The 15,224-nt window shown below is 63.3% G+C and carries 11 protein-coding genes; 4 read left to right on the forward strand and 7 right to left on the reverse strand.

What is annotated here, in order from left to right; all coding sequences use genetic code 11:
• Positions 1–16: 16 nt before the first annotated feature.
• The 7 genes from prsT to ACT6S0_RS06735 all read right to left on the reverse strand — a co-directional run bounded on the left by prsT (position 17) and on the right by ACT6S0_RS06735 (position 11,540).
• Positions 17–2,806, reverse strand: a complete 2,790-nt coding sequence (gene prsT, locus ACT6S0_RS06705) for an XrtA/PEP-CTERM system TPR-repeat protein PrsT (protein WP_444763114.1) — start codon at positions 2,804–2,806, stop codon at positions 17–19.
• Positions 2,803–4,164: a PEP-CTERM-box response regulator transcription factor gene (gene prsR, locus ACT6S0_RS06710; protein ID WP_444763115.1), complete on the reverse strand. Its 1,362-nt coding sequence runs from the start codon at positions 4,162–4,164 to the stop codon at positions 2,803–2,805. Before prsR ends, prsT begins: the two co-directional genes overlap by 4 nt.
• A complete protein-coding gene (gene prsK / locus ACT6S0_RS06715; RefSeq protein ID WP_444763116.1) occupies positions 4,161–6,314 on the reverse strand; it encodes an XrtA/PEP-CTERM system histidine kinase PrsK in 2,154 nt (717 codons plus the stop codon). The genes prsR and prsK overlap by 4 nt, the downstream gene beginning before the upstream one ends.
• Positions 6,315–6,374: 60 nt before the next feature.
• Positions 6,375–7,757, reverse strand: a complete 1,383-nt coding sequence (locus tag ACT6S0_RS06720; RefSeq protein WP_444763117.1) for a TIGR03013 family XrtA/PEP-CTERM system glycosyltransferase — start codon at positions 7,755–7,757, stop codon at positions 6,375–6,377.
• A gap of 635 nt (positions 7,758–8,392) precedes the next feature.
• Complete coding sequence (locus ACT6S0_RS06725) at positions 8,393–9,535, reverse strand: branched-chain amino acid ABC transporter substrate-binding protein (RefSeq protein WP_444763118.1); 1,143 nt, start codon at positions 9,533–9,535, stop codon at positions 8,393–8,395.
• A gap of 119 nt (positions 9,536–9,654) precedes the next feature.
• Positions 9,655–10,077 (reverse strand): DNA polymerase III subunit chi, encoded by a 423-nt coding sequence (locus ACT6S0_RS06730; protein WP_444763119.1) that lies wholly within the window; start codon positions 10,075–10,077, stop codon positions 9,655–9,657.
• Positions 10,077–11,540, reverse strand: a complete 1,464-nt coding sequence (locus ACT6S0_RS06735; protein ID WP_444763120.1) for a leucyl aminopeptidase — start codon at positions 11,538–11,540, stop codon at positions 10,077–10,079. Before ACT6S0_RS06735 ends, ACT6S0_RS06730 begins: the two co-directional genes overlap by 1 nt.
• Positions 11,541–11,569: 29 nt before the next feature.
• Between ACT6S0_RS06735 and lptF the strand changes: the two genes are divergently transcribed.
• The 4 genes from lptF to ACT6S0_RS06755 all read left to right on the forward strand — a co-directional run bounded on the left by lptF (position 11,570) and on the right by ACT6S0_RS06755 (position 15,182).
• On the forward strand, positions 11,570–12,667 hold the full coding sequence (gene lptF, locus ACT6S0_RS06740) for an LPS export ABC transporter permease LptF (protein WP_444763121.1): 1,098 nt from the start codon (positions 11,570–11,572) through the stop codon (positions 12,665–12,667).
• Positions 12,664–13,791 carry an LPS export ABC transporter permease LptG gene (gene lptG, locus ACT6S0_RS06745; RefSeq protein ID WP_444763122.1) on the forward strand — a complete coding sequence of 376 codons (1,128 nt, stop codon included), beginning with the start codon at positions 12,664–12,666 and terminating at the stop codon, positions 13,789–13,791. The genes lptF and lptG overlap by 4 nt, the downstream gene beginning before the upstream one ends.
• Positions 13,788–14,159 carry a sirohydrochlorin chelatase gene (locus ACT6S0_RS06750; RefSeq protein WP_444763123.1) on the forward strand — a complete coding sequence of 124 codons (372 nt, stop codon included), beginning with the start codon at positions 13,788–13,790 and terminating at the stop codon, positions 14,157–14,159. Before lptG ends, ACT6S0_RS06750 begins: the two co-directional genes overlap by 4 nt.
• 78 nt (positions 14,160–14,237) lie before the next feature.
• Positions 14,238–15,182 carry a CysB family HTH-type transcriptional regulator gene (locus tag ACT6S0_RS06755; RefSeq protein ID WP_444763124.1) on the forward strand — a complete coding sequence of 315 codons (945 nt, stop codon included), beginning with the start codon at positions 14,238–14,240 and terminating at the stop codon, positions 15,180–15,182.
• Positions 15,183–15,224 lie beyond the last annotated feature (42 nt).

Consider the following 15,224-nt stretch of genomic DNA (forward strand, 5'->3'; position numbering starts at 1 on the left):
GGTCGTGACTTCTAGCTCAAAGCGAGGCGATGAGTTTCTGCACCTCGTCCTGCCCTGCAAAGGCGCTGCCCAACTGGGCAAGTCGCTGTAGTTCCACGCGGGCTTCGGCCTTCTGGTTGTTTTTCAACAAGTACTGCGCCAGATGCAGCCGATGCGTCGGTTGCTCGGGATCAAGCTCTACCGCGCGCTTCTGCAACGCCAATGCCTTGCTGAGTTGCCCGGCGCTCGCGTGAATTTCGGCCGCTGTATCCATGAAGGCCGTTGCGTTTGGGGCCAAGGCCAAGGCTTTCTCGGCAGCCTCCAGGGCCCCCGGCTTGCCGGCGCGTTGCAGCAACCAGGCGAGATTGTTCAAAGCAACAGGATGCCTCGGGTCGGCAGCGATCACTTTGAGATATTGCTGTTCGGCGCGCTCGAAGTCCTTGCGGCCCATCGCTAGGTCACCAAGATAGAAATTGAACCTGGGATCGTTCGGTTGCTTCGCCAACCAGTCGAACGCCAACTTGTCGGCATCAGCCGTCTGATTCGCGGCCAGCAGCGCTCGGTGGAGCTTCATGGCAGTCTCAACCACCGGCGCTTTCGTGAAACTGGTGCGCAATGCAGCAACCGCCGCGGGCTTGTTGCCTTTGGACGCCTGCAGGTCACCCTCATACGTCCAACCGTAAGCCTCGTTGGGCAGCAAGGTTTGAACGGCCTTGGCCTGGGCCAAGGCTTCTTCCATCTTGCCGGTCCGCGAAAGCAATGTCATCAGGCTGGCCTGCGCCTGCATGTAGTCCGGTTTTATCGCAATCACTTTGCGCAACTGGGCGATGGCAGCCGGTACGTCCTTGCGAGCGAGATGCACTTCGGAAACTCGCATGAGAGGCTCCACGGCATTCGGCTGGAGTGAGGCCATCTTGTTGAAGGCCTGCAACGCCTGGTTGTAGTTGCCGGACTTCAGCTCGGCCAGACCGACCATTTCGTGGAGCTTGCCGTTATCCGAGAAGCGCGTTACGCCTTCCACAGCAACTTGGAGAGCAGCCTTGGCCTCGCCTTCCTCAAGCAATGCGGTAGCCAGGGCGACCCTCGGTTCGTCAGCGTCCGGGAAGCGCTTGACGGCGGCCTCGAGTCGACTCTTGAGTTCCTCCGGCTTTGCTCCCGCACGTGCGCGCATCGACACCAGCCCCAAAGCCGCCGGAACGGACTGGGGATCAGCAGCGACGAGTTTCTCGTAACGAGCAACGGCAGCGTCGATCTTGCCGTCGTTTTGATCCATCAAGGCCAGCGCTGCGACAGCAGGGAGATAAGACGGTTGCCGCGATACCGCCAACTCAAACTGCTCCCTGGCCTTCACCGCATTTCCAAGCCGCTGTTCAATCTGGCCGCGGAAAAACGGAGCGACTGGCTTGGTCGGGTACTTGCGGTCTATCGAATCGATCACGCCCTGCGCATCGTCGAAGCGGTTGCCGCGAATATGCGCAACCACCATGACGACCTCGGCCTCCCCGGCACCCTCACCGGCGGCGATGGCCTTCAGCTCAGTCATAGCGCGCTCTGTGCGGCCTGCGGTCAACTCCGCCAGGGCCAGCGCGGTTCGACCACGCGAGTCCTGGGGGTTCACCTGGACCGTCTTCGCGAACATCTTCTTGGCTGCGTCGGCGTTGCCCATCTGGAGGTGAGAGTCCGCTGCAACGGAATAGACCTCAGCCGGCATGAGGGTGTCGGTGTCCAGCAACGGTTGCACAAATGACAGCGCCTTGCGAGGATCGCCCGCCCGCAGTTGTGCGCGTGCCAGCAGCACACGAACAGCGACAGGGTTCTGCGAATTCGGCAGCGCCTTGCCGAGGTGCGCGATGGCCTGCAGATAAGCACCGCGCTCATATTCGATCGCGCCGGCCAGATGCAGGAAGCGCGAATTTGACGGTAGGGCCTTCAACAACTGCTGCGACGTCTCGTGGGCCGCCTTCAAGTCCTTGCGCTCCATGGCCAAAAGCGCCGAGAAGTACCGTACCTGCAAGTTGTTGGGCTGCGCCTTGTCCAGCTCTGCGAGTTGTTTTTGCACGCTGTCAAAGTCGCGCTGCTGCATCAGCAGACCAATGATGCCCAGATGGGCGGCATTGCTGGCCTTGTCCCGTTTCAGAGCCTCGCGGTAGGTCGAAATGACGTCTGCTGGGTCTGCACCGCTGGCCTGAAGAATCTCGGCCTTCATGATCAGCGGGCGGGCCGACTGGGGGTCGGCTTTCAGCGCGCGCTCCACCTGCTCGAGCGCCGCGTTCTTGTCGCCGGCGATGTGCAGCAACTGCGCCACCGCAAGCTGGGCGACGATGTTGCCGGGATCGGCCTGCAAGGCCGCGTCGGCGGCGGCGCGAGCTTGAACATACTTGCCCCGCGAACCGTAGGCCGTGGCCAAAGCAGCTTTCAACTCCGCCTGACGCTTGGGACTGCTGAGCTGAACATCACCGTACTCCGCGATGAACTTGTCGGTCTCACCACGCAGGATCAGCGTGGCCGCCATCACCGGCACCAATTCGTCATTGCTGTAGGCGGCGTCACGGGCTTTCGACAATTCCAGCCAGGCCCCTTGCACATCGCCGCTTTCAAGCAGGGCCTTGCCCAACAAGAAGCGCGCTTCGACCAACGAACCGTCCTTCTGCAAGGCATTCTTGAACTCGATGGCAGCGGCTTTGTAGTCCTTCTTTTCCATCCGCGCCTTGCCGGAGTCGACGAGTTGCTTGGCGGACGGCTCCCAGCAACCCGTCAACATTGCCGAGGCTGCCATGACCGCAGCGGCGAGACACGCGGTGGCACGACGCTTTTTGCTGTGCTTCATTTGATCTGCAACCGGTTCATCATGTCGTAAAGAGTCGGGCGGCTGATGCCGAGCAGCTCGGACGCACGCACGATGTTGCCATCGGTGCGCGCCAATGCCGTGATAAGTGCCTGGCGCTCGGCGTTCTCGCGCACGGTGCGCAAGTCGAGCATTGAACTGTCGTCACCAGACGAAGGATCGGCACGCAAGCCGAGATCGAGCGCAGTGATGCGATCGTCCTCAGCCATGATGACGGCGCGTTTGAGCATGTTCTGCAGCTCGCGTACGTTGCCCGGCCAGCGATGCACCTCCAATGCACGGACGGCGTCGTCGGCCAGTGTGGGCACAGGGCGGCGCATCTCGGTGGCGAAACGGCGCACGAAAGCATGCGCAAGCAGCACCGGGTCGCCCATACGTTCACGCAGCGGCGGGATGTCAACGACGATTTCAGCCAAGCGGTAGTACAGGTCCTCCCGGAACCGGCCGTCGGCGATGCGTGATTTCAGATCCTGGTGAGTGGCGCCGACGACGCGCGCGTCGATCGGTATCTCCTGGCGGCCACCCACGCGCTCGATGACGCGCTCCTGCAAGAATCGCAGCAGCTTGGCCTGCAGGGACATGGGCAGGTCGCCGATCTCGTCGAGCATCAACGTGCCGCCGTTGGCAGTCTCAATCTTGCCGAGCGTCGACTTGGTCGCACCGGTGAAGGCGCCCTTCTCGTAGCCGAAAAGTTCGCTCTCGAGCAGCGTCTCGGGAATGGCGGCGCAGTTGATGGCAACGAAGCGCCCCTTGCGCTTGGATGCGTCGTGAAGGCCTTGAGCAAGGACCTCCTTGCCGGTACCGCTCTCCCCGAGCAGCAGTACGGTGGCGTCGCTTGGCGCAACCTTCTCGATCATGCGGCACACGCGCTGCATGCCGGGGTCACGCGTGATCAGGCCGGAGAAGACATCGCTGCTCTGCTGCATCTGCAAGCGGCGGTTCTCTTGCTGCAGTTCGTACAGTCGGTAGGCCCGCTCGACGGTGAGGCTCAGCACATCCGGGTCGACAGGTTTGGCCAGGAAGTCGTAGGCGCCCATTCGAATGGCGCGCAGCGCGTTGTGCTGGTCGTTCTGGCCGGTCAGCACGATGACCTTGGCGCCCGGGTCGAGTTCAAGCAACTTCTCAAGGCACTTGAACCCTTCAGACACGGCATCACGATCAGGCGGCAGGCCGAGGTCCATCGTGACAACGGCAGGACTATGGCGACGGAACTGCAGCACGGCGCTGGCAACATCATCGGCCGTCACCGACTCGAAGCGGTCCAGCGACCACTTGAGCTGCTTCTGCAAAGCCAGATCGTCCTCCACGATCAACAGCGGCGCGTGGCGGGGCGTGCTCATTGGACGTCGAGCGCCGCCAGAGGCGCGTCGGCCTGCGCATGGAACAAGGGGAGCAACAGGGTTACGGTCGTCCCCCGGTTCAATTCACTCTGCACGCTGATATTGCCTCCCAGTTCCTGCACGTATTGATAGCTCTCGTGGGCGCCAATGCCCATGCCGCTGGCCTTGGTGGTCTGGAACGGCTTGAAGAGGCGATTCTGTATGAAATCCTCGCTCATGCCGCAGCCACTGTCCTCCACTCGAACCCGGGCCTGGCTACCTTGAGCATCCAGGGTCAGGCAGACACGACCTGTGGCGGGTGTTGCATCGAACGCGTTCTGAACAACATGGCCCAGCACGCGTTCGACGCGCTCGGCGTGGCCACGGGTGCTAACACTGCCTTGCAGCGTCAACTCCAGCACCCTGCCCTTGCTCGATGCTGCCGCTGCCAGGCGCTTGGCGATCTGCTCCAGGTCAACGCCGCTGGTCACGCCATGCGGCTTGTCACCATCGCGCAACTGCAGCATCAGCTGCCGCATCTTCTCAAGTGAGTTCTCGACGGTGTCCAGCATGTCCTGCTGGAACTCCGGGTTGTCGCGCAGGCGCTTGGCATTCTTCATCATCAACGACAGCTGGGTGACGATGTTCTTCAGGTCATGGACGACAAAGGCTGACATGCGGTTGAAGGCGTCGAACTTGCGTGCCTCCAACAGGGCCTCGGTGGCTTGCGCCTGGTCAAGATAGCCCGATGCCTGGCTGGCGGCGGTTCGCAGCAGATCCCGCACTTCCCAGTTGAGTTCGACCATCGCGCGCGGTCGCCCAAGCACGACGAAGCCAATGAGCGCTTCGCGGACCAGCAGCGGCACCACCAACCAGCAGCGCGGCTCATCCGTCAGCCAGGCTGGCAATTCGAGGCCGGGATAGGCACCGCGCCGCGCGCGCCACTCGTCCACGTCGATGATCCAGGCACGCTCGCTCCAGAACTTCGCGAGCGCGCCGTCGCGCGCTTCGACACCGCTTTGGGCAGGCAAATTCCAACGCGCGGTCTGCATGAAGTCGCCGTTGGCAGCTCGCTGCATCCACAACATGCCGCTGGGACTTTCAACCAGATTGGCCAGTGCCCGCACCACCGTCTCAGCGGTGTGCTGCGGCTCCGCACTGCCAGACAACAGCTGCGTGAAGCGCAACCACTCTTCGCGGTAGTCGTAGCGGTAGCTGAAGAAGTTCTTGCTGATGTAGACCCGCAGGCGCGAGCGCATCGAACCGGACGCCACGAGCAAGGCCAAAGCGACCATCGCAACAAAAACCAGGGCGAGGGACAACGCGCGCCCCCAATGACCGCCGGTGTAGCGCACGTAATAACCGACGCCGGCCACGATCAGCAGATAGGCACCCACGAGCAGCAACGTCGCCGAGTGGAAGACAGCTGCACGCGATACATGCAACTTGCCCAGCCAATCGGCATGCCGCCGGGAAGCCACATACAGCAAGGGCACGGCTGCCGCATGAACCAGCGAGCGCACGCTGATCGCGTCACCGTCGAAGCGTTGGAACAGGGCCGCCTGCGAGCCGATGAACAGGTCGAAGATGAAGATGGCACCCAGCCCCAGGCAGACCGGCTTGGCATTCCAGCGCGCATCGCCCGTCGCGTTGCGCAACATCTGCTCGACGAGAACCAGCCCCAAGACCGCAACGCCAAGCGCCGCAAACGCACGGGGTCGGGCCAGAGCTTCCAGCGGCAGGCTCTCACCCAAGAGGATCAGCCCGAGCTGAACCACAAGCACAAGGCCAGTGGTCGGTCGCACCCACCCCAAACCACCGCCGCGCCGCGGCTTTGGCAGCAACATCAGCATGAAAGCGAACCACAAGCTGAAGCGCAGCAGATCCAGCGACGGGGCCAGCCAGGTCGGGAGCGGGTTGGACCAATGCCGGAAACCTCCCACCAGCCCAGCGCCTGCCCAGAAAGCACTGGCAGCCAATGCGGCAAGAAAGACCAACGCCAGCACGCTGACGGGCACGCCGCCGCGACGCAGCCGTTGCGCGAAGTAAAGCGCGAACAGCCCATAGGCCGCACAGCAGATCAGATCGCCAAGGCCGCTCAGCGAAAAGAACGAGAGGAACGCTTCGATCACGACGCCTGGGGCAGAGTCCAATTCAGCGGCGATAGGCATGCCTGATTCAAGCATGCCCCATGGCGGCAGGCATCGGCGCTTACGCCGAGGAAGCGGTGGTCAGCGCGCGCCCTTGCCGGTCAGCACCACGGCCACCGTCTCCAACATGATCAGCAGATCAAGGAAGAGTGAGTGGTTCTTGACGTAGTAGAGGTCGTACTGAAGCTTCTCTACCGAATCCTCGATCGTCGAGCCGTACTCGTAGCGCACCTGTGCCCATCCGGTGACGCCCGGCTTCACGCTGTGGCGGACGGCGTAGTAGGGAATCTTGGCGACCAGCTCATCGACGAAGAACTGGCGCTCCGGGCGTGGGCCGACCATGCTCATTTCGCCCCACAGCACGTTGAAGAGCTGCGGCAGTTCGTCGATACGGACCTTGCGGATGAAGCGGCCGACGCGTGTCACGCGATCATCGTTCTTGGTCGCCCAACGCGGCTTGCCATCTTTCTCAGCGTCTGTGCGCATGCTGCGGAACTTGATGACACTGAACGGCACGCCGTTCAGGCCGACGCGCTCCTGGCGATAGAGCATGGGACCGCGCGATTCGAAGCGGATGGCCAGCGCCGTGATCAACATGATCGGCCAGGTCACAGCCAGGATCAGCGTTGCGAAGACGATGTCGCAAACCCGCTTGATCGCAGCGCGCAACATGCCCTGGCTGAAGCCGTCTCCAAAAACCAGCCACCCTGCGTTGACGTGCTTGATGTTGATCTGGGCCAGCGTCTTCTCAAAATGAGTCGCTATGTCCACCACGCGCACGCCAGACAACTTGCAGTCCAGCAACTGGCGCAACGGCATGCTGCCGCCGCGGCGTTCGCTCAGCGCAACGACGATCTCGTCCACGTTGTGCTTCAGCGCGGCTTCGGTCAGATTGGCGCCGTCGTTGATGATCTCGGCGCTCGGCACCTCGGGCTGGTCCTCATTGGGTCCAGCGTAAAAGCCCACGATCTGAGCATGCGGATCTGAGGCACGCAGCGTGTTACCAACGGTTCGCGCCGCGATGCCCGTGCCGAATATCAGGATGCGGCTACGCAGGCGGGCCTGAGTACCCGAGTGGGCGGCATAGACGCGGTGAACCATCACCGCTGCCACGGCGACCATGGCCACCAGGGTCAGCAGGTCACGATGGCTTGTGGTCGAAGGCACCAAGCTGAAAATGACATAGGCCAGCGGCAAGCCAAACAGGAGACCAAACAGCGCGCGGGCGCAGGACTCGGTGACTGAGCGATTGTGTACGTGCTGATAAAAGCCCGTCGCTGAGTTGATGACGAACATGCAACCTGCGAGTGACAGGCTGTGTGACGCTGCAAAAGGCAGGACCGTCTGAGCAGACTCGCCCTGGCTGAGGACGACGGCGATGACGGCGAAAACAATCAGGCCAAGATCGAAAAAAACCTGGAGCAAGGTCTGCTTATGCAGGTAATGGCTGAATATTCGAATCATTTGCTTCCCCGATCTTTACTACCAGGCATTCTGCGTTCGCAATTCGATCAATGAAACTCGAATCAACCATCGATATTCATTCATCGCGCAAAAGCCAGCTGTCGCATCACTGCCGTTTGGCAAACCCGACAGCCGACCATTTCGAAGACCGCCCGACTGGCTCGGGATGTCCCGGGCTTGACGCCGCAATGGACATGTCCGACCAACCCTTGATCGCGCCGGCATCATGCCTCCGGCACCTATGCTTGAAAGCCCCCCGTTTAGAGGGGGCTTGACCCTTGAATCCGTGTCGTGTCGAAGTGGTCCGGTGGCATGCCGCAGCCGCTTCTACGACGCGCGGCAGTAGAACCGAAAGCGGGCGACAACACCATGACGACACTGGCGCGCCAGGGTCAAAGCGTGCGAAACGCACAGGCGACCTGCCGAAAGGTGAACCAGATCGATCCGGGTGCCACCCCAGGTTTAGGCAAATACCCGTGCGAAGTGCGATTGGCAGTATTCACGGCATATCCGTGACCAATTTAAACTAATGAGCATTGGCGGCGTCCGCTGCGATGCCAAATGAAAAGCCCGCGCACGGCGGGCCTTGGCAAGAAAAAACGCCCGCCAGGGCGGGCGTTCGTAGCGGCCGATGTTCAGCGAACGACAGCCAGCTGTTGGCGCGCGCCCCCCTTGTAGGTGTAGAGCGTCAGTGCGCCGTTCTTGATATCGCCCTTGTCGTCGAAGGCGATAGTGCCGGTCACACCCTTGTAGCCGGTGGTCTTGGCAAGCACCGGCAGGTATTTGGCCGGATCGGCCGAGCCGGCCTTGGCCATCGCAGCGGCCATCACGTTGACGGCGTCGTAGACGTAAGGCGCATAAATCTGCACGTCGACATTGAACTTGGACTTGAATTTGGCCTTGAAGTCGTCCATCGACTTCTTGGCTTCGCCCTCGACGCCGCCAGCTTCGGCGCACACGACCTGACCATCGCCCATGGTGCCCGCAGCTAGCTTGGGCAGCTCGCCGGAGCAGATGCCGTCGCCGCCCATGAACTTGGCTTCGATGCCCAATTGCTTCATCTGGCGCAGCATCGGGCCGGCCACAGCATCCATGCCGCCGAAGAAGACGATGTCGGGCTTCTTGCCCTTCAGGGAGGTCAGGATCGCGGTGAAGTCCGTCGCCTTGTCGTTCGTGAACTCGCGACCGACGACCTTGCCACCCGCACCCTTGACACCCTTCTCGAACTCGTCCGCAACACCCTGGCCGTAGGCCGTCCGGTCATCGATGACGGCGATGGACTTGCCCTTCAAGTCCTTCGCAGCGTAGCGGCCCAGCGTGCCGCCCAGGTGCACGTCATCGGCGACAACGCGGAAGGTGGTTTTGTAGCCATTGCGCGTGAACTTGGGGTTCGTGGCCGACGGCGAAATCTGCGGAATGCCCGCGTCGCTGTAGACCTTGGAAGCCGGGATGGAAGTACCGGAGTTCAAGTGACCCACGACGCCATTGACCTTGGAATCAACCAGCTTCTGCGCGGCGGCCGTGCCCTGCTTCGGGTCGCCGGCGTCGTCTTCGGCCAGCAGCTCAAACTTGGCCTTCTTGCCGCCAATCATGACGCCCTTGGCGTTCAGCTCTTCGATGGCCAGGCGCGCACCCAATTCGTTGTCCTTGCCCAGGTGGGCGATGGCGCCGCTGGTCGGGGCCACGTGACCGATCTTGACGACCAGGTCCTGCGACATTGCAGCGCCGCTCAGGAGTGCCGCCACTGCTCCCACCACGATATTCAGCTTGATTTGCATGGATCAACTCCAGTTTGAAAGAGAGAGAGGAACAAACAGAGAACCGTTGATTTTTCAACTAAATGAACATACCCCAAATCCGGGGGGCACTCATTCGGGAAAGCGTGGACGCAGCGCCGTCAACCTGCCGCTGAAAAGTGGTCCAGCTGGGCACCCGACTGCTGGTAGACGCGATAACGCGCACGCCCAGCTTGAACGCGCGCCGGGTCGGTTCCGATGACCTCCAGTACGCGTTCGAAACCAAGCGCGTCGCCTGGCATCTCGTCACCCAGATTCAGCAGCAGCCCGCGGTGCGGCAAACGAGCCGCATCTTCAACCAGCAACACTTCGCCCAGAGCAGGCGTCGTAGCCCCGTCCCAACGACGGTGAGGGATGAAATCGGTTGCGTCAAAGCTCCACAACAGCTCGTCCAGACGCGCGGCCACAGGCGCTGGCACGCAGACGCCGACGGGCTTGCCCGACGCCAGTGCGCGGCGAATCAAACGGCAGGCGTATTGAAGTGGCTCAGCCGCGTCACTGTAGAAGCTGACCTGAACGGCCACTACTTCGCCTGGCTCAGGACGAAGTGCGTCAACAGCCCCACCGGCCGGCCGGTTGCGCCCTTGACGGCCCCGCCCTTCCAGGCCGTCCCCGCGATGTCGAGATGGCCCCAGCGATATTTGCCGGCAAAGCGCTGCAGAAACTTGGCCGCCGTGATCGAGCCGCCTGCCCGGCCGGCGATGTTAGGGACGTCGGCAAAGTTGCTCTTCAGGCCTTCAGCGTACTCATCGTCAAGCGGCATGCGCCAGCAGGGGTCGAGGACTGCGTCGCCCGCAGCCGTCAGCGCGGCAGCCAGCTCGTCGTCGCTTGCGTACATGCCGCTGCGCACGCCGCCCAACGCAATGACGCAAGCGCCGGTCAGCGTCGCCACGTCAACGACGACCGCCGGCTTGAAGCGCTCCGCATAGGTCAGCGCATCACACAGGATGAGCCGACCTTCGGCGTCGGTGTTCAGGATCTCGATGGTCTGACCCGACATCGAAGTGACGACATCGCCCGGTTTGATGGCGCGGCCGCTGGGCATGTTCTCGCAGGCGGCGACGATCATCACCAGATTGAGTCTGGGCTTGAGTTCGGCCACCGCCCGCAGCGTGCCAATGACGCTGGCAGCGCCGCCCATGTCGAACTTCATCTCGTCCATCTCGGCACCCGGCTTCAGCGAGATGCCGCCAGTGTCGAAGGTGATGCCCTTGCCGACCAGCACGACCGGCGCCACCGTCTTGGCGGCGCCCTCGTAGCGGGCGACGATGAAGCGCAGCGGCTCGTCAGAACCTTGTGCCACGGCCAGGAAGCTGCCCATGCCCAGCTTCTCGACGGCCTTGCGATCCAGCACCTCGACCTTGAGACCATGCGTCTTGCCGAGGCTCTGTACCACCTCGCCCAGATAGGTCGGCGTCGCATGGTTGCCCGGGCGGTTTGCACACTCGCGCGCCAGCTCAACGCCGGCGGCGATGGCCTGGCCACGTGCCAGCCCCGCCTTCGCTGCCTTGGCGGCGGCCTTACTCACCACCAGGACGAGCTTGGCGAGCTTGGATGCTGGCGCCGCACTCGGCTTGGTGTGGCGGTAGACATAGACGGCCTCGGACCCGGCAAGCGCCGTCTGCTCGGCCAGCGACTCGGCGAGTCCGGCATCGAAGCCGACAAACGCCACAGCTGCGCTGACAGCGCCGCGCGACTTGATCTGCGCCAGGCCGGCGGCGAGCGCAGCACGCGCGGCGGTCAACGACGTCTTGCCACTCGCTGCCAGCACGAGACGCGGCGCCTTGACACCGTCCGTCTGCATCAGCGTCAGCGCCTGGCCGGCCTTCAGCGCGAAGTCACCGAGCTTGATCGCCGCTTGCGCATGCCTGGCCACCACTGTATCGAGACCGGGCGCCAGCACCTCACCGCCGAAGACGACAACGAGGGCATCAGCCGTGATTCTCGCGAGCGCATCCAACTCGGCGGTTTGAATCTTGAAGTCCATAATGACCAGAAGTAGATTGAAGTAATTTCATGTTATTCGATTCATCGACGCGCTCAGAGCTGGCCAAGAGCTTCGGCGTCACCTTGGTGGTCATCCTGACCATCATGCTGACGTCAACCTTGATCCGTACGCTGGGCCAGGCGGCCGGCGGCAATGTCGCGCCACAGGACGTCGTGCTACTGATGGGCTACGCGACCATCGCCCACCTCGCGACGATGCTCATCCTGTCACTTTTCATCGCGGTCGTCCTGACGCTGGGCCGCATCTATCGCGAGTCGGAAATGACGATCTGGTTCGCCAGCGGCGTCCCGCTGTCGCGGTTCGTGCGGCCGGTGCTGCGCATGGCCTGGCCGATCCTGCTGGCAGTGATCGTGCTCGAGTTGGTCGTCTGGCCTTGGGGCAACCAGAACAGTACAGAGCTCAAGGAGCGCTATCAAAAGCGCAGCGACTTGTCACGCGTCGCACCTGGCCAGTTCCAGACCTCGCGTGACGGCAGCCGCGTTTTCTTCATCGAGCGCGATGGCGACGATGCCGCGACCGGGCGCAATGTCTTCATACTGGCCAGCAAGAACGAGCGTGAATCGGTGACGACGTCGGCACGCGGCCGGTTGGAAATGGAGGGCGATGACCGCCTGCTCGTACTCGACCATGGCCAGCGCAACGAGACCCAGCTCAAGACCGGCGAGAAGAGCCTGGCTCGCTTCGAGCAGTACAAGGTCATGACCGACACGCAGGTGCTGACCAACGCCAACCAACTGCCGCCCAAGGCCATGGCAACGCTCGACCTCTTGCGCGTGCCAACGGCCAAGAACCAGGGCGAGCTGGCATGGCGCCTGGGCATGATCCTGGGGGCCATCAACATGGCCTTGCTGGGGGTGGGCCTGGCCGCCTCCAACCCACGCCGCGCCAGCAACTGGAACCTGCTGTTCGCGCTGCTTGCCTTCATCGTCTATTTCAATCTGATCAACCTGTCGCAGTCCTGGGTTGGCAACGGTCGCGCAGGCCTGCCGCAGGCGCTCGCCGCCGTGCATGGCAGCGCCTTCTGCCTGGCGCTCGCCGTCATCTGGCTGCGGGACAACGGCAACCGCTTCTGCCTGCGCCGCCGCGTGAAGGTGGCCGTCACATGAAGACCGTTCGCCGCCTGCTCTACAAGGACATCGTCGGCTCGGTCGTGCTGGTCGCGATGGCCTTTTTGTCGCTCTTCTTCTTCATCGATTTCGTCGACGAGCTCGACCGCATGGCTCGCATCGGCGTGGGTGGCGGCAAGGCCGCGCTGCTCGCCGCGATGGAGCTGCCGCGTCATTTCTACGAACTCTTTCCCATCGCCGTGCTGATCGGCGCCATCGTCGCGCTGGCGCGTCTGGCCCAGAGCAGTGAGTTCACGATCCTGCGCACCGGCGGCCTCGGCCCCGCGCGCGCGCTGGCGCTGCTGGCCGGCCTGGCCACCGTGTTCGCGGTGCTGACCTTCGTCATCGGCGACTACGTCGCGCCGCAGTTCGACCGCCAGGGCGAAGACCTGCGCGCCGGCTTCAGCCGCGGCGCCACGCAGACCAAGCGTGGGGTCTGGCTGAAGGATCACCAGAAGGTCGACGGCCAGGACCGCAGCTACTCGATCAACGTCGGTCGTGTCGGCAGCAGCGGGGCGCTGGAAGATGTGCGCATCTTCGAATTCGACGCCCAGGGCCGGCTGATTTCGCGCACCGAGGCCGACAAGGTCGATGTCGACGGCCGAGGACTCTGGCGCTTGCAGGCGGTCAGGCGCAGCATCTGGAATCCCGGCACCTCGGCGGCCGCCAGCCCGGTTGGCGACGTCGTCGTCAGCGAGCAGTCGATGGACGAACTGGATTGGCAAAGCTCATTGCACGCCGGCGTCATCGCGTCGGCCGTGCTGCCCGCCAAGACCATGTCCACGCTGGAGCTCTACCGCTACACCGAACATCTGTCTGCCCAGGAACAGTCGGCGCAGGCCCACAACATCCAGTTCTGGCGCAAGGCCTTCTACCCATTCGCCTGCTTCGTCATGGTGGCACTGGCCCTGCCCTTCGCCTACCTTCACGGCCGCTCGGGCGGCATCAGCATCAAGGTCTTCGGCGGCATCATGCTGGGCATCAGCTTCGTGCTGCTGAATAACGTGGCCGGCCATCTCGGCTTGCTGAAGAACTGGACGCCCTGGGCCGTGGCAGCGACGCCGAGCCTGATCTATTTCGGGCTGTCGATGGCCGCCTTCACCTGGCTGGTGAAGTACCGATGACCGAAGGCCTGCTGTTGTTCGCCCACGGCGCGCGCGACCCCGCCTGGGCCCGCCCTTTCGAGATCGTCGCCGAACGCCTGCGCATGGCGCGGCCCGGCACGCCGCTCGTGCTGGCCTACCTCGAGTTCATGGCGCCCGACATGGAGGGAGCTGCGGAGCAACTCGTGGCGGCCGGCTGCACGCGCGTGCATGTCCTGCCCCTCTTTCTCGGCACCGGTGGCCATGTGCGGCGCGACGTGCCGCCGCTGCTGGAGCGCCTGCGCGAGCACCATGGCGGCACCGTCGAATGGCGGCTGCACGCGCCGCTTGGCGAGCAGGAGGCCGTGCTCAACGCGATCAGCCTCGCCTGCCTCGGCGTCCTCGAATGAACCAGCCTCACACTCGCCCCGCTTGTTGCCCCCCGAGGGGGCGCTTCAGTGGCTCCGGAGCAGTCGAGCGCCCCTGACATGAACCTGCATCAATTCCGCTTCGTCCAGGAAGCCGCCCGACGCAACCTCAACCTGACCGAGACAGCCAAGGCGCTGTTCACGTCGCAACCCGGCGTCTCCAAGGCCATCCTAGAGCTGGAGGAGGAGCTGGGCGTCGACATCTTTTCGCGCCACGGCAAGCGCCTGCGGCGCATCACCGAGCCGGGCCAGCAGGTGCTCGCCTGCATCGAGATCATCCTGCGCGAAGTCGGCAACCTCAAGCGCATCGGCGAGGAGTATTCGCGCCAGGACAGCGGCACCTTCTCCATCGCCACGACCCACACCCAGGCCCGCTACGTGCTGCCCGCGCCGGTGGCCCAGCTGCGCAAGAGCCTGCCGCAACTGCGCATCAGCCTGCACCAGGGTAGCCCGGACCAGGTCGCCAGGATGCTGCTGGACGAGACCGCGGACCTCGGCCTCGCCACCGAATCCCTGGCCCAGTACCCCGAGCTGGTGACTTTGCCCTGCTATGAGTGGCAGCACGTGATGGTGGTGCCGCGCGACCACCCGCTGGCGGGCGTCGAGCGCATCAACCTCGAACAACTGGCCGCCGAGCCCCTGGTGTCGTACCACCCCAGCTTCACGGGCCGCACTCGCATCGACAAGGCCTTTGCAGCGCGTCACCTGACGCCCAATGTCGTGCTGGAGGCCATCGACTCCGACGTCATCAAGACCTATGTGCGCCTGGGGATGGGCGTGGGCATCGTTGCCGAGATGGCGATGCGCGAAGAACCCGCCAACAGCGACCTCGTCGCGCGGCCATTGGGCGCCATGCTGGGCAGCAACGTCACGCGCATCGCCTTCAAGCGCGGCGCCTATCTGCGCAACTATGTCTACGCGTTTGCCGAGCTGCTGTCGGAGCGACTGTCACGCAAGCTGATTGAGAAGGCCATGAACGGCGACTCGGCCGACTTCGGTATCTAGGGAAGCGCTGAACAAGTCCCTCACACGCGGCGACTTCTTTAG

The organism is Roseateles sp. (assembly GCF_052436255.1).
GTDB lineage: Bacteria > Pseudomonadota > Gammaproteobacteria > Burkholderiales > Burkholderiaceae_C > Pelomonas.

Coding starts and splice junctions, on each gene's coding strand:
- prsT (WP_444763114.1), bottom strand. CDS start 2,806: ATGAAGCACAGCAAAAAGCGTCGTGCCACCGCGTGTCTCGCCGCTGCG.
- prsR (WP_444763115.1), bottom strand. CDS start 4,164: ATGAGCACGCCCCGCCACGCGCCGCTGTTGATCGTGGAGGACGATCTG.
- prsK (WP_444763116.1), bottom strand. CDS start 6,314: ATGCCTATCGCCGCTGAATTGGACTCTGCCCCAGGCGTCGTGATCGAA.
- ACT6S0_RS06720 (WP_444763117.1), bottom strand. CDS start 7,757: ATGATTCGAATATTCAGCCATTACCTGCATAAGCAGACCTTGCTCCAG.
- ACT6S0_RS06725 (WP_444763118.1), bottom strand. CDS start 9,535: ATGCAAATCAAGCTGAATATCGTGGTGGGAGCAGTGGCGGCACTCCTG.
- ACT6S0_RS06735 (WP_444763120.1), bottom strand. CDS start 11,540: ATGGACTTCAAGATTCAAACCGCCGAGTTGGATGCGCTCGCGAGAATC.
- lptF (WP_444763121.1), top strand. CDS start 11,570: ATGTTATTCGATTCATCGACGCGCTCAGAGCTGGCCAAGAGCTTCGGC.
- lptG (WP_444763122.1), top strand. CDS start 12,664: ATGAAGACCGTTCGCCGCCTGCTCTACAAGGACATCGTCGGCTCGGTC.
- ACT6S0_RS06750 (WP_444763123.1), top strand. CDS start 13,788: ATGACCGAAGGCCTGCTGTTGTTCGCCCACGGCGCGCGCGACCCCGCC.
- ACT6S0_RS06755 (WP_444763124.1), top strand. CDS start 14,238: ATGAACCTGCATCAATTCCGCTTCGTCCAGGAAGCCGCCCGACGCAAC.